This window comes from Streptomyces roseochromogenus subsp. oscitans DS 12.976 (assembly GCF_000497445.1).
GTDB lineage: Bacteria > Actinomycetota > Actinomycetes > Streptomycetales > Streptomycetaceae > Streptomyces > Streptomyces oscitans.
In genome coordinates, this window is record NZ_CM002285.1 from 7,125,925 (window position 1) to 7,149,957 (window position 24,033).

21 protein-coding genes and 1 riboswitch are annotated in these 24,033 nt (G+C 69.5%); of the genes, 17 read left to right on the top strand and 4 right to left on the bottom strand.

Annotated elements, in window-relative coordinates; all coding sequences use genetic code 11:
- The first annotated feature begins 248 nt into the window (after positions 1-248).
- The 4 genes from ctaC (at position 249) to M878_RS80480 (ending at position 4,773) form a co-directional block, all read left to right on the top strand.
- Positions 249-1,208 (top strand): aa3-type cytochrome oxidase subunit II, encoded by a 960-nt coding sequence (gene ctaC / locus M878_RS80465; RefSeq protein ID WP_031226339.1) that lies wholly within the window; start codon positions 249-251, stop codon positions 1,206-1,208.
- Entirely contained in the window at positions 1,205-2,938 is a 1,734-nt protein-coding gene (gene ctaD / locus M878_RS80470) for an aa3-type cytochrome oxidase subunit I (protein ID WP_023551357.1), read from the top strand. Before ctaC ends, ctaD begins: the two co-directional genes overlap by 4 nt.
- Entirely contained in the window at positions 2,935-3,333 is a 399-nt protein-coding gene (locus M878_RS80475; protein WP_023551358.1) for a cytochrome c oxidase subunit 4, read from the top strand. The genes ctaD and M878_RS80475 overlap by 4 nt, the downstream gene beginning before the upstream one ends.
- Positions 3,334-3,510: 177 nt before the next feature.
- Entirely contained in the window at positions 3,511-4,773 is a 1,263-nt protein-coding gene (locus tag M878_RS80480) for a L,D-transpeptidase (RefSeq protein ID WP_023551359.1), read from the top strand.
- A gap of 102 nt (positions 4,774-4,875) precedes the next feature.
- On the opposite strand, the gene M878_RS80485 is transcribed toward M878_RS80480, so the two are convergent.
- A complete protein-coding gene (locus M878_RS80485; protein WP_023551360.1) occupies positions 4,876-5,280 on the bottom strand; it encodes a response regulator in 405 nt (134 codons plus the stop codon).
- A gap of 167 nt (positions 5,281-5,447) precedes the next feature.
- On the opposite strand from M878_RS80485, the gene ctaE reads away from it, so the two are divergent.
- The 6 genes from ctaE (at position 5,448) to M878_RS80515 (ending at position 12,571) form a co-directional block, all read left to right on the top strand.
- The gene (ctaE, locus tag M878_RS80490; protein WP_023551361.1) at positions 5,448-6,068 is read left to right on the top strand and encodes an aa3-type cytochrome oxidase subunit III; all 621 of its coding nucleotides are present in this window, start codon (positions 5,448-5,450) and stop codon (positions 6,066-6,068) included.
- Positions 6,069-6,131: 63 nt separating this feature from the next.
- Entirely contained in the window at positions 6,132-6,944 is an 813-nt protein-coding gene (gene qcrC / locus M878_RS80495; protein WP_023551362.1) for a cytochrome bc1 complex diheme cytochrome c subunit, read from the top strand.
- Positions 6,941-7,999 carry a cytochrome bc1 complex Rieske iron-sulfur subunit gene (gene qcrA / locus M878_RS80500; protein ID WP_023551363.1) on the top strand — a complete coding sequence of 353 codons (1,059 nt, stop codon included), beginning with the start codon at positions 6,941-6,943 and terminating at the stop codon, positions 7,997-7,999. The genes qcrC and qcrA overlap by 4 nt, the downstream gene beginning before the upstream one ends.
- Positions 7,996-9,633 (top strand): cytochrome bc1 complex cytochrome b subunit, encoded by a 1,638-nt coding sequence (qcrB, locus tag M878_RS80505; protein WP_023551364.1) that lies wholly within the window; start codon positions 7,996-7,998, stop codon positions 9,631-9,633. The genes qcrA and qcrB overlap by 4 nt, the downstream gene beginning before the upstream one ends.
- A 127-nt stretch (positions 9,634-9,760) precedes the next feature.
- A complete protein-coding gene (gene trpD / locus M878_RS80510) occupies positions 9,761-10,825 on the top strand; it encodes an anthranilate phosphoribosyltransferase (RefSeq protein WP_023551365.1) in 1,065 nt (354 codons plus the stop codon).
- 84 nt (positions 10,826-10,909) lie between these two features.
- Positions 10,910-11,026, top strand: a riboswitch (SAM riboswitch).
- A gap of 183 nt (positions 11,027-11,209) precedes the next feature.
- A complete protein-coding gene (locus M878_RS80515; RefSeq protein ID WP_023551366.1) occupies positions 11,210-12,571 on the top strand; it encodes an aminotransferase class V-fold PLP-dependent enzyme in 1,362 nt (453 codons plus the stop codon).
- Between the two features lie 43 nt (positions 12,572-12,614).
- Here M878_RS80515 and M878_RS80520 read toward each other — a convergent pair whose 3' ends face one another.
- Complete coding sequence (locus M878_RS80520) at positions 12,615-12,896, bottom strand: Lrp/AsnC family transcriptional regulator (protein WP_023551367.1); 282 nt, start codon at positions 12,894-12,896, stop codon at positions 12,615-12,617.
- Positions 12,893-13,636, bottom strand: a complete 744-nt coding sequence (locus M878_RS80525; protein WP_031226341.1) for a rhomboid family intramembrane serine protease — start codon at positions 13,634-13,636, stop codon at positions 12,893-12,895. Before M878_RS80525 ends, M878_RS80520 begins: the two co-directional genes overlap by 4 nt.
- Before the next feature lie 413 nt (positions 13,637-14,049).
- Between M878_RS80525 and M878_RS80530 the strand changes: the two genes are divergently transcribed.
- The 5 genes from M878_RS80530 (at position 14,050) to M878_RS80550 (ending at position 19,571) form a co-directional block, all read left to right on the top strand.
- Positions 14,050-14,289, top strand: coding sequence for a hypothetical protein (locus tag M878_RS80530; protein WP_009309707.1), 240 nt, complete (start codon positions 14,050-14,052; stop codon positions 14,287-14,289).
- 41 nt (positions 14,290-14,330) lie between these two features.
- Positions 14,331-15,674, top strand: coding sequence for an NYN domain-containing protein (locus M878_RS80535; protein WP_023551370.1), 1,344 nt, complete (start codon positions 14,331-14,333; stop codon positions 15,672-15,674).
- A gap of 219 nt (positions 15,675-15,893) precedes the next feature.
- Positions 15,894-16,928, top strand: coding sequence for a C40 family peptidase (locus tag M878_RS80540; RefSeq protein WP_031226345.1), 1,035 nt, complete (start codon positions 15,894-15,896; stop codon positions 16,926-16,928).
- Positions 16,929-17,232: 304 nt separating this feature from the next.
- Positions 17,233-18,261 (top strand): C40 family peptidase, encoded by a 1,029-nt coding sequence (locus M878_RS80545; protein WP_031226346.1) that lies wholly within the window; start codon positions 17,233-17,235, stop codon positions 18,259-18,261.
- A 161-nt stretch (positions 18,262-18,422) separates the two neighbouring features.
- Positions 18,423-19,571 carry a hypothetical protein gene (locus tag M878_RS80550; protein ID WP_023551373.1) on the top strand — a complete coding sequence of 383 codons (1,149 nt, stop codon included), beginning with the start codon at positions 18,423-18,425 and terminating at the stop codon, positions 19,569-19,571.
- Positions 19,572-19,596: 25 nt separating this feature from the next.
- Here the strand turns inward: M878_RS80550 and M878_RS80555 are convergent, their stop codons facing one another.
- Positions 19,597-20,829, bottom strand: a complete 1,233-nt coding sequence (locus tag M878_RS80555; protein ID WP_023551374.1) for a glycosyltransferase family 87 protein — start codon at positions 20,827-20,829, stop codon at positions 19,597-19,599.
- A gap of 205 nt (positions 20,830-21,034) precedes the next feature.
- Here M878_RS80555 and M878_RS80560 point away from each other — a divergent pair, with 205 nt between their 5' ends.
- Both M878_RS80560 and M878_RS80565 read left to right on the top strand, forming a co-directional pair.
- A complete protein-coding gene (locus M878_RS80560) occupies positions 21,035-22,177 on the top strand; it encodes a glycosyltransferase family 4 protein (protein WP_023551375.1) in 1,143 nt (380 codons plus the stop codon).
- Positions 22,178-22,402: 225 nt separating this feature from the next.
- Positions 22,403-24,025 (top strand): GMC oxidoreductase, encoded by a 1,623-nt coding sequence (locus M878_RS80565; protein WP_483414720.1) that lies wholly within the window; start codon positions 22,403-22,405, stop codon positions 24,023-24,025.
- The last annotated feature ends 8 nt before the right edge of the window (positions 24,026-24,033 follow it).

Below are 24,033 nucleotides of genomic sequence, written 5' to 3' on the forward strand. Positions count from 1 at the left end.
GGGGCGCGGGGAACTGCGCGAGAACCTCCCACCCGACCGCAGTCGCAAACGCACCGAAACCACCCGGGCTCCTAGGCGCTTTCGAGTGACCCGTAGCGCGTATGCCCCCCTCCCCGCGAACCCCCGGAGGGCGTCGGCTAGGGTTTGGTCCGCATAAACATCCAAACCCCTGCCCGCCGCAGGGCGGCGACCGACCAGCGAGAAGGCCGCAGCCGACCGCGCGGGCGAGACTCTCGGGAAGGCGCTACGTGAGTCCCAACGGCTCCGACCGCTCGCCGCGGCGCCCGATGCGGCGGAAGCTGCTGCAGGCACTGACCGCGGGCCTGGTCCTGGCGACCGCTACCGGTTGCACATACAAGGACTTCCCCCGCCTTGGCATGCCCACCCCGACCACGGAAGAGGCTCCGCGGATCCTCTCCCTGTGGCAGGGCTCCTGGGCTGCCGCGCTGGCCACCGGCGTGCTGGTGTGGGGCCTGATCTTGTGGAGTGCTTTCTTCCACCGGCGCAGCCGCACCAAGGTCGAGGTTCCTCCGCAGACCCGGTACAACATGCCGATCGAGGCCCTGTACACGGTGGTCCCGATCATCATCATCTCGGTGCTGTTCTACTTCACGGCCCGGGACGAGTCGAAGCTCCTGGACCTCTCCAAGAAGCCCGACGTCACGGTCAACGTGGTCGGCTACCAGTGGAGCTGGGGCTTCAACTACGTCGAGAACGTCCCCGGTGTCCCCGGCGACGCGAAGACCGACAAGAACCTGGACGCCATTCCGGACCGGTTCAAGAAGGACTTCCCGGCGAACGCCGGCGGTGTCTACGACGCCGGTACGCCCGCCACGAAGAACCCGCAGACGGGCAACCCCGGTCCGACGCTCTGGCTCCCCAAGGGCAAGACGGTCCGCTTCGTCCTCACCTCTCGTGACGTCATCCACTCCTTCTGGGTGGTGCCGTTCCTGATGAAGATGGACGTGATCCCGGGCCACACCAACTCGTTCCAGGTGACCCCCAACCATGAGGGCACCTTCCTCGGCAAGTGCGCCGAGCTCTGCGGCGTCGACCACTCCCGGATGCTGTTCAACGTGAAGGTCGTCTCCCCGGCGGCGTACGAGCAGCACCTCAAGGACCTCGCCAAGAAGGGGCAGACCGGTTACATTCCCGCCGGCATCGCGCAGACGAGCCACGAGAAGAACCGGGAGACGAACAACCTGTGAGCATCCTCAACGAACCCCAGGGTGCCGCGGCGGCTGAAGGCTCGTACGCGGACGAGCTGCCGGTCAGGCGCAAGCAGCCCGGCAATGTCGTGGTGAAGTGGCTGACGACCACCGACCACAAGACGATCGGGACGATGTATCTGGCGACGTCGTTCGCGTTCTTCCTGATCGGTGGCGTGATGGCGCTGCTCATGCGCGCCGAGCTGGCCCGGCCGGGCCTGCAGATCATGTCGAACGAGCAGTTCAACCAGGCGTTCACGATGCACGGCACGATCATGCTGCTGATGTTCGCGACGCCGCTGTTCGCCGGTTTCGCGAACTGGATCATGCCGCTGCAGATCGGCGCGCCCGACGTGGCCTTCCCGCGGCTGAACATGTTCGCCTACTGGCTGTACCTGTTCGGCTCGCTCATCGCGGTGGGCGGCTTCCTCACCCCCGAGGGTGCGGCCGACTTCGGCTGGTTCGCCTACTCGCCGCTGTCGGACGCGGTCCGCAGCCCGGGCGTCGGCGCCGACATGTGGATCATGGGTCTGGCCATGTCCGGCTTCGGCACCATCCTCGGCTCGGTCAACTTCATCACCACGATCATCTGCATGCGCGCTCCGGGCATGACCATGTTCCGCATGCCGATCTTCGTGTGGAACGTGCTGCTGACCGGTGTCCTGGTCCTGCTCGCCTTCCCGGTGCTGGCCGCCGCGCTGCTCGCGCTGGAGGCGGACCGCAAGTTCGGCGCCCATATCTTCGACGCGGCAAACGGCGGCGCCCTGCTGTGGCAACACCTCTTCTGGTTCTTCGGACACCCAGAGGTGTACATCATCGCGCTGCCGTTCTTCGGCATCATTTCCGAAGTGATCCCGGTCTTCTCGCGTAAGCCGATGTTCGGCTACATGGGCCTGATCGCCGCGACCATCGCGATCGCCGGTCTGTCCGTGACGGTGTGGGCGCACCACATGTACGTCACCGGTGGTGTGCTGCTGCCGTTCTTCTCCTTCATGACCTTCCTGATCGCCGTCCCGACCGGTGTGAAGTTCTTCAACTGGATCGGCACGATGTGGAAGGGCTCGTTGTCCTTCGAAACGCCGATGCTCTGGGCGACCGGCTTCCTGATCACCTTCACGTTCGGTGGTCTGACCGGTGTCATCCTGGCTTCGCCCCCGATGGACTTCCACGTCTCCGACTCGTACTTCGTGGTGGCCCACTTCCACTACGTGGTCTTCGGTACGGTCGTCTTCGCGATGTTCTCCGGCTTCCACTTCTGGTGGCCGAAGATGACCGGCAAGATGCTGGACGAGCGTCTCGGCAAGATCACCTTCTGGACGCTGTTCATCGGCTTCCACGGCACCTTCCTGGTCCAGCACTGGCTGGGCGCCGAGGGCATGCCGCGTCGTTACGCCGACTATCTGGCGGCCGACGGCTTCACCGCCCTGAACACGGTCTCGACCATCAGCTCCTTCCTGCTCGGCCTGTCGATCCTGCCGTTCCTCTACAACGTGTGGAAGACGGCCAAGTACGGCAAGAAGGTCGAGGTCGACGACCCGTGGGGCTACGGCCGCTCGCTGGAGTGGGCGACCTCCTGCCCGCCCCCGCGCCACAACTTCACCACCCTGCCGCGGATCCGCAGCGAATCCCCGGCGTTCGACCTGCACCACCCTGAGATCGCCGCGCTCGAGCAGCTCGAGTACGCCGGTCACGGCACCGCCATCGCGGGCAGCAAGGAGGCCGGCAAGTGAAGATCCAGGGTCGGATGTTCATCTGGCTGAGCGTCTTCATCCTGATCATGGCCATCGTGTATGGCGTGTGGTCGAAGGAGCCGGCCGGTACCACCGCGCTCTTCCTGGCCTTCGGCCTGAGCGTCATGATCGGCTTCTACCTGGGCTTCACCGCCCGGCGGGTCGACGCGGGCGCCCAGGACGACAAGGAGGCCGACGTCGCGGACGACGCGGGCGAGCTGGGCTTCTTCAGCCCGCACAGCTGGCAGCCGCTCATGCTGGGCTTCGGCGGTGCGATCGCCTTCCTCAGCATCGCGGTCGGCTGGTGGCTGATCTACTTCTCGGCCCCGTTCATCGTGGTCGGCCTGTTCGGCTGGGTGTTCGAGTACTACCACGGTGAGAACCGCACCCAGTAACACACGAGCACATGCACCGGAAGCCCGGACACTCCATCAGGGGGGTCCGGGCTTCCGGCCTTTCGGGTGACCCACCTGCCGGGTCACCCGTCCGCTGTCGTCTCTCTGCCGTAGTGTCGATAACTCGAACGGATTACCTGTCGCGCCGGTGAGGTCTGTGCCTCATAGCGTGATCGTATGAACCACACACCGCGGACCCGTACCGTCGTCGGCTGCACCCTGCTGGTGACCGCACTCGGCGCGGGCGTCACCGCCTGCGGCTCGGACGGCAACCCCCTGTCGGCCAAGCCGTACGACGCAGCGGGCCTGATCTCCTTCAACGGCCCCACCGAGGCGGGAAAGCGGGCTGACCCGGACAAGCCCCTGGAGATCACCGCCAACAGCGACGACGACCGGATCACCGACGTCACCACCCAGGACGCCACAGGGCGCTATGTGGCGGGCGAACTCGCCGCCGACGGCAGCCGGTGGCACAGCACCGCCCCGCTGGCCGCCAACGCCCACTACACGGTCACGGTGAGCACCGAGGACGAGGACGGCGCACGCGGCCGCAAGGTCCTCACGTTCGACACCAGCGCGCCCACGAACAGGAAGCGACTGACCGTCACCTTCGGGCCGGACGCGGGCGAGTACGGCGTCGGACAGCCCATCACCGCCCAACTCGACCAGGAGGTCAAGGACAAGGCGCAGCGCGCCCTCGTGGAGAACGCCCTCCGGGTGGAGTCCACGCCGGCCGTGCAGGGCGCCTGGTACTGGGTGAACGGCAAGGAACTCCACTTCCGGCCCAAGGACTACTGGCCGACCCACGCCACCATCACGGTGCACAGCAACCTGGACGGCCTCAAGATCGGTGACCGGCTGTGGGGCGGCAGGTCCCAGCCGCTCACGATCACCACGGGGGACCGGGTCGAGGCCGTCACGGACGCCGCGGCGCACCAGCTGACGGTCTACAAGAACGGCGCGGCGATCAGAACGCTCCCCGTCACCACCGGCAGGCCCGGCTGGGAGACCCGTAACGGCGTCAAGGTCATCCTGGCCAAGCAGTACTTCGTACGCATGCGTGGTACCACGGTCGGCATCGCCGCGGGCACCTCCGACTCCTACGACCTGATGGTGTACTGGGCCACCCGGGTGACCTGGTCCGGCGAGTTCGTCCACGCGGCGCCCTGGTCCGTGGGCTCGCAGGGCTCCGCGAACGTCAGCCACGGCTGCACCGGCATGAGCACGGCGAACGCCGAGTGGTTCTTCAAGGCCGTCCGTGAGGGCGACATCGTCAAGGTCGTCAACTCCAACGGCCGGCAGATGGAACCCTTCGGCAACGGCTTCGGCGACTGGAACCTCGACTGGAAGAAATGGCGCACGGGCAGCGCCCTGACCGCCGCCTCGTCGGCCACTTCCGCAGAGGCGAACACGGTACGCCTGCGGCCGGCAGCGCTCTGACCGGCCTCAGGGGCGCGGGGCTGTACCGCCGTGCGGCTCCGCCGCGCGGGAGCGAGAACCCCTCACCGGCCCGCACCCGCGCACGAAGCCCCACGCCCCGGGCTACCAGGCGCTCAGCAACCTCTTCTGACGGAGCAGAGAAGCGAGGGCCGAGGCGAACTCCACGGGATCCACCGGCAACGTCACAGCCGCGTCGGCCCGGCTCCACGTGGCCAGCCACGCATCCTGCGGCCGCCCCATCAGCAGCAGCACCGGCGGACAGTTGAACACCTCGTCCTTGATCTGCCGGCACACCCCCATACCCCCCATCGGCACGGCCTCGCCGTCGAGTACGCACACATCGATACCCCCCCGGTCCAGCTCACGCAGAACCGCCTCGGGCGTCGCGCACTCCACAAACTCGACAAAGGGAACATCGGAAGCCGGCTTACGGCCGGTGGCCAGCCGTACTTGCTCGCGGGTGTTGGAATCGTCGCTGTAGACCAGCACCGTGGCGGTCGGCTGCATGGTTCCTCCGGGACGTCAGCGTCGTACGGACGGGAAGGACAGGGCCGTTCGGGGCGGATGTTACTCCCGTCGAAGTCCCCCTGAACACCACGTCAACACCGGTTCGGCGGGCAGCAACACTCCGAACGGCACCCCCCGGAGTGAGGGCGGGATAAGCGACCGACATAATGTCGGTCGTGGCGACAGCAACGACAGTAGAAACCGGGCACGCGCACCCGTCGGTCAACCGGCCGAACCTCACCAGCGTCGGAACCATCATCTGGCTGAGTTCCGAGCTGATGTTCTTCGCGGCCCTCTTCGCGATGTACTTCACCCTGCGATCGGTGACGGGTCCGGCGCACTGGAAGCACATGGCCGAGGCGCTCAATGTGCCCTTCTCCGCGACGAACACCACGATCCTGGTGCTCTCCTCGCTCACCTGCCAGCTCGGCGTGTTCGCGGCCGAGCGCGGTGACGTGAAGAAGCTCCGTGGGTGGTTCATCCTCACCTTCATCATGGGTGCGATCTTCATCGGCGGTCAGATCTACGAGTACACGAGCCTGGTGAAGGACGAGGGCATCTCGCTCTCCTCCGACCCGTACGGCTCGGTGTTCTACCTGACCACCGGCTTCCACGGCCTGCACGTGACGGGCGGTCTCATCGCCTTCCTGCTGGTCCTCGGCCGCACCTACATGGCCAAGAGGTTCACTCACGAGCAGGCGACCGCCGCCATCGTCGTGTCCTACTACTGGCACTTCGTCGATGTGGTCTGGATCGGCCTTTTCGCCACGATCTACCTGATCAAGTAGCCGGGACCGGCTCCCGCACATCCAGAAGCACCGACGCAGAAGATCCTGACACCGGGGTAATCCGTGAAAAAGCTCTCCGCACGACGACGCCATCCGCTGGCGGCGGTCGTCGTCCTACTCCTCGCGCTGGCGGCCACTGGGGGGCTGTACGCCGCGTTCGCGCCCGCGAGCAAGGCGCAGGCCGATGATTCCGCCCAGTCCCTGACCATCAAGGAGGGCAAGAAGCTCTACGAGGTCGGCTGCGCCAGCTGCCACGGCACCGGTGGCCAGGGCTCCTCCGACGGGCCCAGCCTGGTCGGCGTGGGTGCCGCGGCCGTTGACTTCCAGGTCGGCACCGGCCGTATGCCCGCGGCCACCTCGCAGGGCGCCCAGGTCCCGCGCAAGAAGGTCGTCTACAACCAGACGCAGATCGACCAGCTCGCCGCCTACATCGCCTCGCTGGGCGCCGGCCCGAGCGTGCCCACCAAGGACCAGTACGGCCCCGACGGCGCGGACATCGCCAAGGGCGGCGAGCTGTTCCGCACCAACTGCGCGCAGTGCCACAACTTCGTCGGCAAGGGCGGCGCCCTGACCAAGGGCAAGTACGCGCCGGACCTGTCGGGGGTCGCCCCGAAGCACATCTACGAGGCCATGCAGACGGGCCCGCAGAACATGCCGTCCTTCCCCGACACCACGCTGTCTTCGAAGAACAAGAAGGACATCATCGCGTACCTGAACGCGGTCAACGGCGACAAGACGGAGAACCCGGGCGGTCTGTCGCTGGGCGGCCTCGGGCCGGTCAGTGAGGGTCTGTTCGGCTGGATCTTCGGCCTGGGCGCGCTGATCGCGGTCGCCGTCTGGGTCGCCGCTCGGACCGCAAAGGCCAAGAAGTCATGAGTAGCCAAGACATTCCAGAAGAGAACCTGCCCGCTGAGCAGGCCGAAGAGCACCGCGCGGTAGCGGTCGCGGACGAGCAGAACCCGTTCGCCGACCCGGGGCTGCCGCCCCACGAGCACCGGATCCAGGACACCGACGAGCGGGCCGCCAAGCGGTCCGAGCGCATGGTCGCCCTGCTGTTCACGGTGTCGATGCTGGCCACCATCGCCTTCATCGTCGCGTACCTGGTGATCCCGAACGACAAGTCGATCTTTGTCTTCCCGATCGGCCACATCAGCGCGATGAACTTCACGCTGGGTCTGACCCTCGGCGTGGCGCTGTTCTGCATCGGCGCGGGCGCGGTCCACTGGGCCCGCACCCTGATGTCCGACGTGGAGGTCGCCGACGACCGGCACGCCATCGCGGCCTCGCCCGAGGTCCGCGCGAAGGTCCACGAGGACTTCCGCCAGGGTGCCAAGGAGTCGGCGTTCGGCCGCCGCAAGCTGATCCGCACCACGATGTTCGGCGCGCTGGCGCTGGTGCCGCTCTCCGGCGTCATGCTGCTCGGCGGCCTCGGCCCGGCGCCCGGGACCAAGCTCCGCCACACCCTGTGGGCCAAGGGCAAGCGCCTGGTCAACATGAACACCAACCAGCCGCTGCGTCCCGAGGACGTCATGGTCGGCTCGCTCACCTTCGCCAAGCCCGACGGGCTGGAGGAGACGGACGAGGAGTTCCAGAACGACATCGCCAAGGCCGCACTGATGATCGTCCGGCTGCAGCCGGACAACATCAAGGACAAGCGCGAGCTCGACTGGTCGCACGAAGGCATCGTGGCCTTCTCCAAGATCTGCACCCACGTCGGCTGCCCGATCTCGCTGTACGAGCAGCAGACACACCACGTGCTGTGCCCGTGCCACCAGTCCACCTTCGACCTCTCCGACGGCGCCCGAGTGATCTTCGGCCCCGCCGGCCACGCCCTGCCGCAGCTGCGCATCGGTGTGGACAGTGAGGGTTACCTCCAGGCGCTCGGCGACTTCGAGGAGCCCGTCGGTCCTGCATTCTGGGAGCGCGGATGAGTACTGCAGCGAACGAGACGCCCCGCTCTCGCGGGAAGGCACCGGCCGGCGAGCGCATCGCCGACTGGGCCGACGGCCGGCTCGGGATCTACTCCCTGGCCAAGGCCAACATGCGCAAGATCTTCCCCGACCACTGGTCGTTCATGTTGGGCGAAGTGTGCCTGTACAGCTTCATCATCATCATCCTGACGGGTGTCTATCTGACGCTGTTCTTCCACCCGTCGATGAACGAGGTGGAGTACCACGGCAGCTATGTCCCGCTCCAGGGACAGCTGATGTCCGAGGCGTTCAACTCGACCCTGCACATCTCCTTCGACGTGCGCGGTGGTCTGCTGGTCCGGCAGATCCACCACTGGGCCGCGCTGATCTTCCTCGCCGGCATGTTCGTGCACATGATGCGCGTGTTCTTCACCGGCGCGTTCCGCAAGCCGCGTGAGATCAACTGGCTGTTCGGCTTCCTGCTGTTCGTCCTGGGCATGTTCACCGGCTTCACCGGTTACTCGCTCCCGGACGACCTGCTCTCCGGCACCGGTGTGCGCTTCACCGAGGGCGCGATCCTGTCCATGCCGATCGTCGGCACGTACATCTCGATGTTCCTCTTCGGCGGCGAGTTCCCCGGTCACGACTTCGTCGCCCGGTTCTACTCGATCCACATCCTGCTGCTGCCGGGCATCATGCTCGGCCTGATGGTGGCGCACCTGATCCTGGTCTTCTACCACAAGCACACGCAGTTCGCGGGTCCCGGAAAGACCGAGAAGAACGTCGTCGGCATGCCGCTGCTGCCGGTCTACATGGCCAAGGCCGGAGGCTTCTTCTTCCTGGTCTTCGGTGTCATCGCGGCCATCGCGGCGGTCGCCCAGATCAACCCGATCTGGGCCATGGGCCCCTACCGTCCGGACCAGGTGTCCACCGGCGCCCAGCCCGACTGGTACATGGGCTTCGCCGAGGGTCTGATCCGCTACATGCCGGGCTGGGAGATCAACTTCTGGGGTCACACGCTCGTCCTGGGCGTGTTCATCCCGCTGGTGCTCTTCGGCCTCGTCCTGGTGGCGATCGCGGTCTACCCGTTCATCGAGTCCTGGGTCACCGGCGACAAGAGCGAGCACCACATCCTGGACCGCCCGCGCAACGCCCCGACCCGTACCGGATTCGGTGTCGCCTGGGTGACGGTCTACATGATCGGCCTGGTCGGCGGTGGCAACGACCTGTGGGCCACCCACTTCCACCTGTCGATCAACGCCGTCACCTGGTTCGTCCGGATCGGCTTCTTCGTCGGACCGGTCGTCGCGTTCATCATCACCAAGCGGATCTGCCTCGGCCTGCAGCGCCGCGACAAGGACAAGGTGCTGCACGGTCGCGAGACCGGCATCATCAAGCGCCTGCCGCACGGTGAGTTCATCGAGGTGCACGAGCCGCTCAGCCAGGAGCAGCTGCACACCCTCACGGCTCACCACCAGTACGAGCCGGCCGAGATCGGCCCGACGGTCGACGAGAACGGTGTCGAGCGCAAGGTGCCGGCCACCGAGAAGCTCCGGGTGAAGCTGTCCAACGCCTACTACGGCGAGGACAGCCAGATCCCGAAGCCGACCGTCGAGGAGTACAAGGAGATCACGAGCGGCCACGGCCACCACTGATCCCCGCGTCGCCACGCCACGCTGAAGGGCCCCGTCCGACTCCCGGACGGGGCCCTTCGCTGTGCCGGGCGGCCGATAGGGTGGGATCCACCACCTGATTTCGCAGGTACGACACCCAGGAGCGGCTATGAGCGCTGTGACCCCCGCTGGAGGCGACACCACGGCGGGCCGCTCCTGGCCCGCCCTGCTGAACGGCCTGCTGAACGGCCAGGACCTGTCCGCCGACGACACCGCGTGGGCGATGGACCGGATCATGCGCGGCGAGGCGACCGACGCGCAGATCGCCGGGTTCGCGGTGGCACTGCGGGCCAAGGGGCAGACGGTGCGGGAGATCACCGGTCTGGTCCGCACGATGTACGAGCACGCGAACGTGATCGAGGTGCCCGGCCGGACCGTCGACATCGTCGGCACGGGCGGCGACGGCGCGAAGACCGTGAACATCTCCACGATGTCGTCGCTCGTCGTCGCCGGTACGGGCGCGAAGGTCGTGAAGCACGGCAACCGCGCCGCGTCCTCCGCCTCCGGGTCCTCCGACGTCCTGGAGAAGCTGGGCGTCAACCTCGACCTGCCGCCCCGGCGGGTGGCCGAGGTCGCGGAGGAAGCCGGCATCACCTTCTGCTTCGCGGTGAAGTTCCACCCCGCGCTGCGCCATGTGGGCGCCGCACGCGGTCAGTTGGGCATCCGGACGGTGTTCAACCTGCTCGGTCCGCTGACCAACCCGGCCAAGGTGCGGGCCCAGGCGGTCGGCGTGGCCGTCGCCGAGGAGGCGCCGATCGTCGCGGGCGTGCTCGCCGAGCGCGGCAACTCCTCGCTGGTCTTCCGCGGCGACGACGGCCTGGACGAGCTGACGACGACGTCCACGTCGCATGTCTGGGTCGTCCGGGACGGCAAGGTCACCGAGGAGCGCTTCGACCCGCGGGAGGTCGGCATCGAGCTGGTCCCCGTGGAGGCGCTGCGCGGCGGCGACCCGTCCCACAACGCCGAGGTCGCCCGCCGTCTGCTGGACGGCGAGCAGGGCCCGGTTCGGGACGCGGTCCTGCTGAACTCGGCGGCGGCCCTGGTGGCCCTCCAGCCGACGGACGCCTCGCTCGCCGACCAGCTCCGGGCAGGCATGGCCAGAGCCGCAGAGTCGGTCGACTCGGGTGCGGCGAAGCGGACGCTGGAGCGGTGGGTGGCAGCCACCAACCGCTGACACCGGCGGGGTGTGACGCGAGGCGCAGTCCAGATGGCGGACTGCGCCTTGCGCGTCGAAGATCGTATGGCAGGATACGAGCCAGGTCATGAGCGACAGTCATTCGGCCCCGGCCGGCTGTCCGGCAACCCTCCGTCCGTGGCGGGGTGCCCCGGGTGAAGACCAGGTCGTAGGCAGCGAGGTCTACGGCAAGCGCGGACCCCTCGCGCGCTGCTGATGGAGCGCGGGACCAGGGGTCCTGGTCGTCGAGGGAGCCTTCCGTGAGCAAGCGAATGCGATAGGGCCGCAGAGCCCCGCCTCCGCATACCCCTTTTCTCTTCATCCCCGTGCTTGAGCCATGCCCGCTCGCACGGCGATTCCGCCTTGCCCTACGGGAGTTCACCCATGTCCGTCTTCACCGCTGCCGCCGACCAGTCCGTTTGCGCCCCGCTGCCCGTTCTGGGCCGGGATGTCACCGTCCCGCTCGTCACCGGCGGCGAGGTCACCTACGCGGCCCTCGACTACGCGGCCAGCGCCCCCGCCCTGCAGCGCGTCTGGGACGACGTGGCCGCCTACGCGCCGTACTACGGCAGCGTCCACCGCGGCGCCGGCTACCTCTCGCAGCTCTCCACCGACCTGTTCGAGAACGCCCGCAAGGCGGTCGCCGAGTTCCTCGGCTGCCGCGCCGACGACCAGGTGATCTTCACCCGCTCGACCACGGACTCCCTGAACCTGCTGGCCCGCACGCTCCCCGTCGACTGCCAGGTCTTCGTCTTCGAGACCGAGCACCACGCCTCCCTGCTGCCCTGGCAGGACGCGCACGTCACCTACCTCAACGCCCCCCGCACCCCACGGCAGGCCGTGGCGACCCTGGAGCGGGCCCTCGCCGACCGGAACCCCCACGGCCCGGCCCTGGTCTGCGTCACCGGCGCCTCCAACGTCACCGGCGAGCTGTGGCCGGTGCGCGAACTGGCCGCCGCGGCGCACGCGCACGGCGCCCGGATCGTCCTCGACGCCGCCCAGCTCGCCCCGCACCACCCGCTCGACATCCGCGATCTGGACGTCGACTGGGTCGCCTTCTCGGGCCACAAGCTGTACGCCCCCTTCGGCGCCGGCGTCCTGGCCGGCCGTGCCGACTGGCTGCGCACGGCCGAGCCGTACCTCGCGGGCGGCGGCGCCAGCCGCAAGGTGACCCGGCGTCAGGACGGCGGCGTGGACGTGGAGTGGCACGAGAGTGCCGCGCGGCATGAAGCGGGGTCGCCCAATGTGATCGGCGCCTACTCCATCGCGTCGGCCTGCAAGGCGCTCACCGAGGCCGGCTGGGACACCCTGGTCGCCCGCGAGCAGCACCTGATCACCAAGGTCCGTGCGGGCCTGGCCGCCGTCCCCCAGGTGAAGGTGCTGTCCCTCTTCGGGGACGACGCCCCGCGCGTGGGCGTGATCTCCTTCGTCGTGGACGGCTGGAACAGCTCCCACTTCGCCGCCGCGCTCTCCGCCGAGTACGGCATCGGCGTCCGTGACGGCCTCTTCTGCGCCCATCCCCTGGTCCGCACCCTGCTCGGCAGCGACCCCCAGGCCCAGGGCGAGTGCGGCGCCCCCGAGGCGGCCCCCGGCGAGAAGTCCCTCAACGCCATCCGCGTGAGCTTCGGCGCGGGCACCCCCGACGAGCACGTGGAACGCTTCGTCAACGCCGTGAAGGAACTGGTGACCGAGGGCGCGAAGTGGACGTACAGGACGGAGGACGGCCGCTGCGTCCCGGCGGTGTGATCCAGACCGGCCTCAGGGGCAGCGCCCCGCAGACGTAGAGGCTCTACGACTCCAGCCCGATGGAGAACGCCGCCTCCAGGTCATGCTGGGAGTACGTACGGAACGCGACGTGCGTGTCCGTCCCCTCCACCCCGGGAATCTTGCTGATCCGCCCGGGGATGACATCGGCGAGATCATCGTGCTGCCGCACCCTGACCATCGCGATCAAGTCATACGTACCCGTGACGGAGAAAACCTCGCTCACCGATTCCAGCGAAGCGATCTGCTCCGCGATCTCGGGGATCCGGTCCACGCTGGTCTTGATGAGGACGATCGCGGTGATCACGGCTGGTTCTCTCCCTCGGGTGCCGGAGCTGGGGCGCACTTCACTCTAGCCGCACGGCCGTAGCGCACCCACGCGTAGCCGAAGCCCAGCCCGAAGCCGACCAGGTGGGCCAGATACGCCACCCCGGGGCCGTCGGAGGTCTGCTCGGCCGCCGCCCACTGCAGGGCCGCCCAGAACGGCAGCACGACCCACGCGGGGAACCTGAGAGGCAGGAAGAACAGGAACGGCAGAAGACTGGTGACGCGGGCGCGGGGGAACAGGTAGAGGAACGCTCCGAGGACCGCCGAGATCGCCCCGGAGGCGCCGACCAGCGACTGCTCGGAGGTGGCATTGGCGGCCGCGTAGCCCAGCAGGGCCAGATATCCGCAGCCGACGTAGAAGAGGGTGAACTCGACCCGGCCCATCCGTTCCTCGGTCATCGCGCCGAAGACGAAGAGGAAGAGCATGTTGCCGAGCAGATGCACCCAGCTGCCGTGCAAGAACAGGGCCGTGGCGGGGGTCAGGGCCTCGCGCACCGGCCGGGCGAACAGCTCGGCCGGGACCACGCCCCAGCGCCGGAAGTACGCCCGCTGCGCGGCGAGCAGGGCGTCCCCGGTGCCGTATCCGGGTGTGAGACCCGAGGCCGGGCCCAGGACGAAGAGCACGCAGCACAGGGCGATGAGGCCGTATGTCAGGGGTGCCGATGTGCTCCGGATCGCTCTGAGGGCCCTGCCGGTCGCCGTGCTCCACGCGCTGATCATGAACACAGAGCATGACGTAACGGGACGCAGGCTGACAGACCGCCTCGCCGCCGGGGCCTGTCCGGCGGATCAGGTCGCAGGGTCGTGCGCCGCCTTGTCGGTGCAGGTGAGCGGGTATGGTGCGGGCAGCCGCAGGGCGGGGGAGTGAAGGCGAGCGTGGGGGACTCGGCGAGTGAGGACAACGCCGCCGGGGGTGCCCCCACGCCCTTGACGCAGTGGGGGAGTACGCGCCATACCCCGCGTCGGCGACAGGATCCGCCGGACAGGCCCTGCGGACGGACCAGCGGCGAGTCCCCGCCAGGCCGTAGGGTTACGGCCACACGCGTCGGCCGGCGGCGCGGATACGAGCACGAGCGACACCGATCGACACCGAGCCACACCGAGCGACAACGACAAGGAAGCGGACAGCCACGATGACGGTTCCCCTGCCGACCGCGACGACCCGATGGCGCTGCACCCTGTGCGGCAACCTCACCCGGTTCGACGTGACCCGTTCTTCGAAGGTCGTCGAGTACGTCCATCTCGATCTTGCCGGAGAGCCGAAGGTGGAGGAGCGCGAGGTGGTCAGTGAGACCATCGAGTCGGTGCGCTGCCGCTGGTGCAACGCGGTGGACCAGGTGGAACTCGTGGACAGGCCGGGTGCCGACTCCTGAGCGGAGCGGCCCCGAAGAAGTGACGTAGTGGGGTGTGACGGATGGTGGAGACCGCAGGCGGGGGGCCGGGCGACGGTACCGCTGAGGTGCTTGACCGTCCGCTGCCCGACGGCGTGCGCCGACGGGTCGTGCAGATCGTCTCGGACGGCTTCGGCGGCCTGACCGTGACGGAACTGCCCGCACAGCTGCGGCAGTACGCCCGGTTCGCCCCCAATCGCCGGGCGAAGTTCGCCGGTAATGCGATGGCGGCGGCGCTGGAGACCGATCCGCTGTTCCGGCAGCGGATCGGGGAGAAGCTCAGAGAGGCCCAGCCGGAACTCACCGGCGCCCTCGACTCCGGCTCCCCGCCCCCGGCCGCGGACCCGCTCGACGTGGCGGCCGCGGCCTACGTACTGCGCCCGGCGGGCTGGGTGAAGCTGGTCACCGCGGCCGGCGAGGAGGCCCAGCGCGCGGACGCCGAGCGCGCCGACGAGGAGAGCCGGGCCGAGCTGGAGCGGCTCCGCGCCGAGCTGGCCCAGGCCCGCGACCAGACCCGCGCCGAGACCGAACGGCTGCGCGCGGAGCTGGAGTCGGCGAAGAAGGAAGCGGAATCGCTTCACCGTAAGCTGCGTGCGGCCCTCAGTGACGTAAAGCGGGGCGAGGCCGCACTGCGCAAGGCGCACGGCGAGATCGACGCCGTACGGGCCGAGGCGCAGACCCAGGTGTCGGCCGCCGAGAGCGAGTCCCGGCGGCTCAAGGCACGCCTGAGCGAAGCCGAGGGGGCCCTTGAGGCCGCCCGCCGGGCGGCGCGCGAGGGCCGCAGCGTGGAGGACATGCGGGTACGGCTGCTGCTGGACACCCTGCTGGACGCGACCCAGGGGCTGCGGCGCGAACTCGCCCTGCCGCCCGTGTCCGTGCGCCCCGCCGAGACCGTGGACGCGGTCGAACCGGGACGAATGACACCGAAGGACATCGCTGCCCGCGCCCTGTCCGAAAACGATCCGGCCATCCTCGACCAGTTGCTCGCGCTGCCGCAGGCGCACCTGGTGGTCGACGGCTACAACGTCACCAAGACCGGCTATCCGCAGATGCCGCTGGAGAAGCAGCGCCTGAGGCTGCTCGGCCAGCTCTCGGCGCTCGCCGCGCAGACCGGCGCCGAGGTGACGTGTGTCTTCGACGGCGCCGAACTGGCCGCGCCGGTGCTGCTCGCGCCCCCGCGCGGGGTGCGGGTGCTGTTCTCCAAGCCGGGTGTCACGGCGGACGAGCTGATCCGCCAGCTCGTGCGCGCGGAGCCGCCGGGCCGTCCGGTCATCGTCGCCTCCACCGACCGAGAGGTGGCCGACGGGGTCGCCAAGGCGGGCGCCCGTCCGGTCGCGTCTGCGGTGCTTCTCAAGCGACTGTCCTGAAGGTCCAACGGGCATGGGCAATGCCCGAATTAGCCGGATCGTCACGCAACGTAGCGTCAACCGCGCGTCACCGCATGTGGGTTGTGTGCAAAGAATGCTTTGTGTGATGGGATTTTTTAGTGTGAGGATTTGAACTGATCACAGTCGGGTCACTAGGGTCTGGCTCGAACCTCCGAACGGGTGATTGCTCACTCACTCACAAGAAGGAGTTCGTCCTCCGTGGCGTCCCACCGTCGACCCAAGCAGCAGAGTCGCGCCCGCGTGACCGTGCTGACCACCGCAGCAGCCGCGGCTGTCGTGCTGAGCGCGAACGCCGCCAACGCCGCGCCGAGCCAGAAGCTCAGCAAGGACCAGGTCAAGGCCAAGGTCGACGATCTCTACCAGCAGGCGGAGCAGGCCACCGAGAAGTATGACGGGGCCCAGGCGAAGCAGCAGAAGCTGCAGAAGGAAATATCCACCATCCAGGACAACGTCGCGCGAGGTCAGCAGGACCTCAACAAGCTGCGCGACGGCCTGGGTTCGCTGGCCACCTCGCAGTACCGCTCCGGTGGCATCGACCCCTCGGTCCAGCTCTTCCTGTCCTCCAACCCGGACGACTTCCTCGACAAGGCGTCCACGCTCGACCAGCTGAGCGCGCAGCAGGTCGACGCGCTGAAGAAGATTCAGGACAAACAGCGCGAACTCGCCCAGGAGCGCGCCGAGGCCACCGAGAAGCTCAAGGACCTCTCCGCCACTCGCGCCCAGCTGGAGCAGAACAAGAAGGACATTCAGGGCAAGCTCGCCGATGCGCAGAAGCTGCTCAACTCCCTGACGGCCAAGGAGAAGCAGCAGCTGGCCGACGAGCAGCAGCGCGCCAACCGCTCCGCCAGCGCACGGGTCGACCTCGGCAACACGCCGCCCGCCTCCGGCCGTGCCGCGGCCGCCTTCTCGGCCGCCCAGTCGCAGATCGGCAAGCCGTATGTCTACGGCGCCACCGGCACCGCCTCCTACGACTGCTCGGGCCTGACCTCCTGGGCCTACGCCCAGGCCGGCATCTCCATCCCGCGCACCTCCCAGGAGCAGGCGACCATAGGGACCCGGATCGACTCGGTGAACGACCTGCAGGTCGGCGACCTGGTGTTCTTCTACGGCGACATCCACCACGTCGGTCTGTACGCCGGCAACGGTCAGGTGCTGCACGCCCCGCACACCGGTGCCGTGGTCCGCTACGAGGCGATGTCCGACATGCCGTTCCAGTTCGGCGTCCGGGTCTGACGCCCCCCGCGCAGCCCGGTCCCCGGTCCCCGGCACCCTCGCGAAACCCGCTCTGATACCCCCGCGGCTCCGTGAGAAACACTGCAACGGGGGCGCCCGAACGGGCGAATCCCGTGGACCGGAACTGACCCCACGCCCCGCCAGTTACCTGCGTAACCGGCGGGGCGTCACTGTGTGTTGCCACCGCGGTCTTTGGCCGCGGCCCTTCCGCCCGGCTACTGTCTGCCGCGTTTCCCCGGCGCCGGGGCCTCCCCGTCCCCAGGCGCCGGGGGAGCGGTCCGTGTCCGCCAGCAGAAGGACTGCCGTGGGGTCTCATCGCCGCCTTGCCTCGTCCGGGTTCGACCGGGGAGCCGCCGCCCTGTGCATGCTGTCGGCCGCGGCCGCCGCGCTCGGCGCCGTACCCGCGCACGCGGCCCCGCACAGCGACACCCGTGCCGAGGTGGACCGGCTCTACCAGGAGGCCGAGCAGGCGACCCAGGCCTTCGACAAGGCCCAGGAGCGGGCGGATGCGCTGCGCCACGAGGTGCAGGGCGCCCAGGACCTCATCGCCCGGCAGCAGCAGCACATCAACACCCTGCGTGAGCAACTCGGTTCGCTGGCCGGCGCCCAGTACCGCTCGGGCGCCATCGACCCGACCGTCGCGCTGCTCTTCTCCGCGGACCCCGCCGGCTATCTCGACAAGGCGACCACCCTCGACCGCATCAGCGTCCAGCAGGCGGGCCAGCTGCGGGAGTTGCAGTCGGCGCTGCGGGAGCTGGCCCAGCAGCGCGCGGAGACGGCCGGGAAGCTCGCCGCGCTGGACAAGAGCCGCAAGGCAGTGGCCGCGCACAAGCGGACCGTGGAGAAGAAGCTGGCCAAGGCCCGGCAACTGCTCAACGCGATGCCGGCCCACGATCGCGCCGCATTCGACCGGGCCTCGCGCGACGACGGCTCCGGCCGCGTCGACCTGCCCGACCTGACCGGCGTCTTCGGCTCCGAAGCCCCCGACGCCCGCGCCGCCGCCGCGGTGGCCGCCGCCCGCTCCGCCCTCGGCCGCCCGTACGTGTGGGGCGCCAGCGGCCCCGCCGGCTTCGACTGCTCGGGCCTGATGCAGTGGTCGTACGCGCACGCCGGGATGGAGCTGCCGCGCACCTCGCAGGAGCAGCGCTTCGCCGGCCGGCAGATCCCGCTCTCCGCGGCCCGCCCCGGCGACCTGGTGGTCTACCGCTCCGACGCCAGCCATGTGGGGATGTACGTGGGCAACGGCCAGGTCATCCACGCGCCCTATCCGGGAGCGGCGGTGCGCTACGACCCGGTCGGGATGATGCCGATCTCGTCGGTCACCCGGCCCTGATCGCGCCGCTCGCCGTCAGGACCTGTGTGACAATGCCCGTCGTCCGCCCGGAGGGCGGGGCTGGGGGTACCTCCCACGCCCTTGAGGCAGTGGGGGAGGGAATTGTCACACAGGTGGATCGGGAAGTGGCTGGTCGCAGACGGGCGTGGAGTATCGGAGCCGTGGGGCTCGGGCTGCTGCTGCCCCTGGCCGGGTGCGGCGGCGCGCCGGCCGACTCCGCCCGCACCGAGGTGCAGCACCTGCTCGACCGGCGCTCCGCCGCCCTCCTGGACCACGACGAGACGGCGTACGGGGTGACGGGCACCCGTACCGAGTACACCCGGCTGCGCGCCCTCCCGCTGGCCTCCTGGACCTACCGCGTCACCGACGTACGCACCAGCTCCTCCGGCGCCACCGCCGACGCCGACCTGAGCTACCGCGTCGCCGGGTACGACCGGGCCCCGGTCGACGCCCGCCGCACCCTCACCCTCGGCCGCACCGCCGACGGGGGGTGGTACGTGAGTTCCGACAAGCCCGCCGAGCAGGCCGGGCAGCAGCTGTGGGACCAGGGCCCGGTGACCGCCGTCGAGGGCGCGCACAGCCTGGTGCTGGGCACCGGCCGGACCGCCGCCGGGCTGCGCCGGTACGCCACACTGGCCGACCATGCCGTCCCGGCCGTCTCCCGGGCCTGGGGGACCCACTGGAGCCGCCATGTCGTCGTCCTTGTCCCGCGCTCCCTGGCGGACATGGCGCGACTGCTCGGCTCGTCCGCCGCGAACTACCGCGGTATCGCCGCCGTCACCACCGGTGAGGTGGGCGGATCCGGCCAGGCGCCCGCGGACCGGGTGGTCGTCAACCCGGAGGCGTACGCCGTCCTGGGCGACCTCGGCAAGCAGGTGGTGCTGACCCACGAGACCACCCATGTGGCCACCCGCGCGGACACCACCGCCGCGACCCCGCTGTGGCTCTCCGAGGGCTACGCGGACTGGGTCGGCTACCTCGACACCGGCCGCACCCCCACCGAGGCCGCGCCGGAGCTGACCCGCGCCGTCCGGGACGGCCACACCCCGACCGCGCTCCCCACCGACAAGGACTTCGGCTTCACCAGCGACCCCACCGAGCTGGCCCAGGCCTACGAAGGCGGCTGGCTGGCCTGCCGGATGATCGCCGACCACTGGGGCACGGCCCGGCTCGACGCCTTCTACCGCGCAGTCGGCGCCCACGAGCAGCGGGCGGGCGCGGTCGAGGACGCGCTGAAGAAGGTCCTCGGCACCACGGCGGGGGCGTTCACCGAGCGCTGGCGGGAGTACGTCAGGACGCAGCTCGCCTGAACGCCGGGGGCGGATCACGGGAAGATCAGGGGGAGACCGGGGCCTTGCGGCGCCGGGACGGCTGCGGCAGCGGCGCGGCGGGAGCCGGGGGCACGGTCGAGCGCCACAGCCGGCGGGCCGCCGTCAGCGAGGCCGCGACCAGCAGGCCGTTGCGCACCGCCAGCAGCAGAACGCCGTACCGGTCGCTCGTCACCACGTGCGCGAAGCCGAACGGGAACTCCAGGACTGTCGCGAAGGCCGCGGCCACCACCATCAGCGCGGGCGCCCCCATCCGGCTGGCCCGGTACGACACACAGACCGCGGCCAGTCCGACCAGCCACACCAGGTACTGCGGGCTGATCACCCGGCTGGTGACCGTGAACATCAGGACGGCGGTGAAGGCCGCCTCCGCGAGCGTGTGCGGCGCCCTGCGGGCAGCGCGCAGCCGCCACAGCAGCAGCCAGCCGAACGCGGCTCCGGTCAGCGCCAGCGCCGCCGTACTGACCAGGTTCACATGCGGGCCCAGGAACTCGACCGATCCGTAGTTCAGCAGCACTTGTCCCTGCCAGCCGAAGTGCCGGGCCACATGGAAGACCAGGGCGCCCAGCGACTCCACCTCGGTGCCCCGGTCCCGCTGGAAGGTCAGAAAGGCGAAGGCACCCGGCATGGACACCGCGAACAGCGCCGCGATCCCGGACGCCGTCACCGCCGCCGACACCCACGCCCGCCGCCGGAAGCAGCCCACCAGCAGCAGCGCCGGCCACACCTTCAGCAGCGCCCCCAGCGCGGTCAGCGCTCCCATCACCCGCGGATGCCGGACCCCGGCGACCAGCGCCGCCACGGCCACCGCGGTCACCATCACGTCGTAGCGGGCGTACACCGTCGGGCCGAGCAGCGGCACGCCCGCCACCCACACCCAGGCGCCGCGCAGGGACCGGTCGGGGCGCCGGCCCGGATACACCAGCAGTGCCATGACGGCCACGTCCGCGAGGAACGCCAGCAGGAAGAAGGCGTGTGCGTACGACAGGAAGGGCAGGGCGGCGGGGGAGAGGATCGCGAGGGCGGCGGCCGGCGGGTACTGCCAGGTCACGTCGTCCAGCGGAAACGTTCCCTGGCGCAGCACCTCGTACCAGCCCCGGTAGATCACCGACACATCGGACGTGACGTCCAGGTCCGAGAAGGCGTACACCCCGAAGACGAACAGCAGCAGCACCGCACGGGTGACGACCCAGGTCGCGAGCAGCCATGCCAGGGACCGCCCGGCGCCTTTGGTCTCCACGTGATCCCCTTGCCGTTCGATGCCCGCTTCGGTGTTCGCTTCGCTGTTCGCTTCGGTGTCCGTTTTCGCGTGACCATGATGTCCTGACCGGCTGTGCCCCTGCCACAGACCCGGCCGCGCCCGGTCACGGACGCCCCATTCGGTCCGGCCGGCCGGAGCCCGCCCCACCCGGTCGACGAGAGCCCGTTAGGTAGGGTCGGCGGCGATGCACAAGACCCTGATCGTGACCAACGACTTCCCGCCCCGGCCGGGCGGTATCCAGGCGTTCCTGCACAACATGGCGCTCCGCCTGGACCCCGGCCGGCTGGTCGTCTACGCCTCCACCTGGAAGCGCGGCCGGGAGGGCACCGAGGCCACGGCCGCCTTCGACGCCGAGCAGCCCTTCACCGTCGTACGCGATCGTACGACCATGCTGCTGCCCACCCCGCAGGTGACCCGGCGGGCGGTCGGGCTGCTGCGCGAGCACGGGTGCACCTCCGTGTGGTTCGGCGCGGCGGCCCCGCTCGGCCTCATGGCCCCGGCCCTGCGCAAGGCCGGCGCCGAGCGGCTGGTGGCCACCACCCACGGCCACGAGGCCGGCTGGGCCCAGCTGCCCGCAGCCCGGCAGCTGCTGCGCCGGATCGGTGAATCGACGGACACGATCACCTATCTGGGTGAGTACACCCGCTCCCGTATCGCCACCGCGCTCACCCCGGCGGCGGCCGCGCGCATGGTCCAGCTGCCGCCCGGCGTCGACGAGAAGACCTTCCACCCCGGTTCCGGCGGCGACGAGGTCCGCGCCCGCCTCGGCCTCACCGACCGCCCGGTCGTGGTCTGTGTCTCCCGGCTGGTCCCGCGCAAGGGCCAGGACACCCTGATCCAGGCCATGCCCCGCATCCTCGCGGCCGAGCCCGACACCGTCCTGCTCATCGTCGGCGGCGGCCCCTACGAGCGGGACCTGCGGCGTATGGCCACGGAGACCGGTGTGGGCGATTCCGTCCGCTTCACCGGCGCCGTCCCCTGGTCCGAGCTGCCGGCCCACTACGGCGCGGGCGACGTCTTCGCGATGCCCTGCCGGACGCGGCGAGGCGGTCTGGACGTGGAGGGCCTGGGCATCGTCTACCTGGAGGCGTCGGCCACCGGGCTCCCGGTCATTGCCGGCGACTCCGGCGGCGCCCCCGACGCCGTCCTGGACGGCGAGACCGGCTGGGTGGTCAGGGGAGGCGACCCGGCCGAGGCCGCCGCCCGCATCGTCCCCTTGCTGGCCGCCCCCGAGCTGCGCCGGAGGATGGGCGAGCGGGGCCGCCAGTGGGTGGAAGAGACATGGCGCTGGGACCTGCTCGCCGAGAAACTGAAAGACTTGCTGTAGGGCAAACGCCGCCAAGGGGCGCGGGGCCGTGTCTGATATGCGGCTACCGCCGCGATGGGGGTCCCCCCGCTCGAGCGCAGTCGAGAGTGGGGGAGCGACAAGCCACATCGGACCCGCACTCGCCGTCGAAGCGCACCTGGCACCCCAGAAGGCGCCCTTGCTCCCGGCGGACCTCTTGGCGGAACCCCGTAATCCGCCCATGCTGCGCACATGACAGCAAACCTGATGAGACGTCAGCTGACAAGACGTCACATACTCGGTATGGCCGCACTGCAGACCGCGGCCGCCCTCGGTTTCACCCGCATCGGACTCCAGTCGGCCCGAGCGGCGCAGCCCGACGCAGTCGAATCCGCCCCCGCCATAGTGATCGGCTCCGGCTACGGCGGCGCGGTCGCCGCCCTCCGCCTCGGTCAGGCCGGCATCCGTACCGTCGTCCTCGAAATGGGCCGGCTGTGGAACACGGCCGGCGGTGACGGCAAGGTGTTCTGTTCCACCTCCGCCCCCGACCAGCGCTCCATGTGGTTCCGCACCCGCACCGAGGCCCCGCTCGCCGCGTTCCTCTGGCTGGACGTGGTCAACAAGGACATCAGCCCCTATCCAGGCGTCCTGGACCGCGTCCACTACGACGACATGTCCGTCTACGTCGGCCGCGGCGTCGGCGGCGGCTCCCTCGTCAACGGCGGCATGGCGGTCACGCCCCTGAAGTCGTACTTCACCGAGCAGTTCCCGACCGTGGACGCCGACGAGATGTACGGCACCTACTACCCCCGCGCCCGCGCCATGCTCGGCGTCAACACCATCGACCCGGCGTGGTTCGAGTCCACCGACTGGTACCGGTTCACCCGCACCTCCCGCAAGGCCGCCGGCAACGCGGGCCTGAGGACCACCTTCGTGCCGAACGTCTACGACTTCGGCTACATGCAGCAGGAGGCCGCCGGTACGGCCACGAGGTCCGCGCTCGCCGGAGAGGTCATCTACGGCAACAACTACGGCAAGCGCAGCCTCGACAAGACCTACTGGGCCGCCGCCCTCGGCACCGGCAACGTCACCATCCACACCCTGGAGAAGGTCAAGGCGGTCACCAGGGCGGACGACGGGTCGTACGTCCTGACCGCCGACCGGATCGACACCACCGGCGCGATCGTCGAGACCAAGCAGTACAGCTGCACGTACCTCTTCCTCGGCGGCGGCAGCCTCGGCACCACCGAACTCCTCGTCCGCGCCCGGGACACCGGCACCCTGTCCGACCTGAACTCCGCCGTGGGCGCGGGCTGGGGCACCAACGGCAACACCATGCTCGGCCGTGCCAACCATGTCTGGGACACCGTGGGTGCCAACGAGGCGACCATGCCCGTGATGGGCATCGACGACTGGGCCAACACCGACAACCCGGTCTTCGCCGAGATCGCCCCGCTGCCCATGGGGTTCGAGCACTGGATCAGCCTCTACCTGGCCATCACCAAGAACCCCGAACGGGCCTCCTTCACCTACGACTCCGCCTCCGGCGCGGTGAAGCTCGGCTGGAGCGCCGCCCAGAGCGCGGTGTCGGTGAGCATGGCCAAGAAGCTGTTCGACCGGATCAACCTGGCCAACGCGACCATCTACCGCTACGACCTGTTCGGCCCGACCAGCAAGGTCTTCGCCGACGACTTCACGTACCACCCGCTGGGCGGCTGTGTCCTCGGGAAGGCGACGGACGACTACGGCCGGGTGAAGGGGTACGACCGGCTCTACGTCACCGACGGCTCGCTCGTGCCCGGCAACATCGGCGTGAACCCCTTCGTCACCATCACCGCGCTCGCCGAACGCACGATGGCGCGGGTCCTCGCCGAGGACACCGCGCCATGAGCCAACTG

Bases quoted from the DNA above. Each gene is read 5' to 3' on its own strand.
- M878_RS80480 (WP_023551359.1), top strand. From the start codon at position 3,511: ATGAACCACACACCGCGGACCCGTACCGTCGTCGGCTGCACCCTGCTG.
- M878_RS80485 (WP_023551360.1), bottom strand. From the start codon at position 5,280: ATGCAGCCGACCGCCACGGTGCTGGTCTACAGCGACGATTCCAACACC.
- ctaE (WP_023551361.1), top strand. From the start codon at position 5,448: ATGTCGGTCGTGGCGACAGCAACGACAGTAGAAACCGGGCACGCGCAC.
- qcrA (WP_023551363.1), top strand. From the start codon at position 6,941: ATGAGTAGCCAAGACATTCCAGAAGAGAACCTGCCCGCTGAGCAGGCC.
- qcrB (WP_023551364.1), top strand. From the start codon at position 7,996: ATGAGTACTGCAGCGAACGAGACGCCCCGCTCTCGCGGGAAGGCACCG.
- trpD (WP_023551365.1), top strand. From the start codon at position 9,761: ATGAGCGCTGTGACCCCCGCTGGAGGCGACACCACGGCGGGCCGCTCC.
- M878_RS80515 (WP_023551366.1), top strand. From the start codon at position 11,210: ATGTCCGTCTTCACCGCTGCCGCCGACCAGTCCGTTTGCGCCCCGCTG.
- M878_RS80525 (WP_031226341.1), bottom strand. From the start codon at position 13,636: ATGATCAGCGCGTGGAGCACGGCGACCGGCAGGGCCCTCAGAGCGATC.
- M878_RS80530 (WP_009309707.1), top strand. From the start codon at position 14,050: ATGACGGTTCCCCTGCCGACCGCGACGACCCGATGGCGCTGCACCCTG.
- M878_RS80535 (WP_023551370.1), top strand. From the start codon at position 14,331: ATGGTGGAGACCGCAGGCGGGGGGCCGGGCGACGGTACCGCTGAGGTG.
- M878_RS80560 (WP_023551375.1), top strand. From the start codon at position 21,035: ATGCACAAGACCCTGATCGTGACCAACGACTTCCCGCCCCGGCCGGGC.
- M878_RS80565 (WP_483414720.1), top strand. From the start codon at position 22,403: ATGAGACGTCAGCTGACAAGACGTCACATACTCGGTATGGCCGCACTG.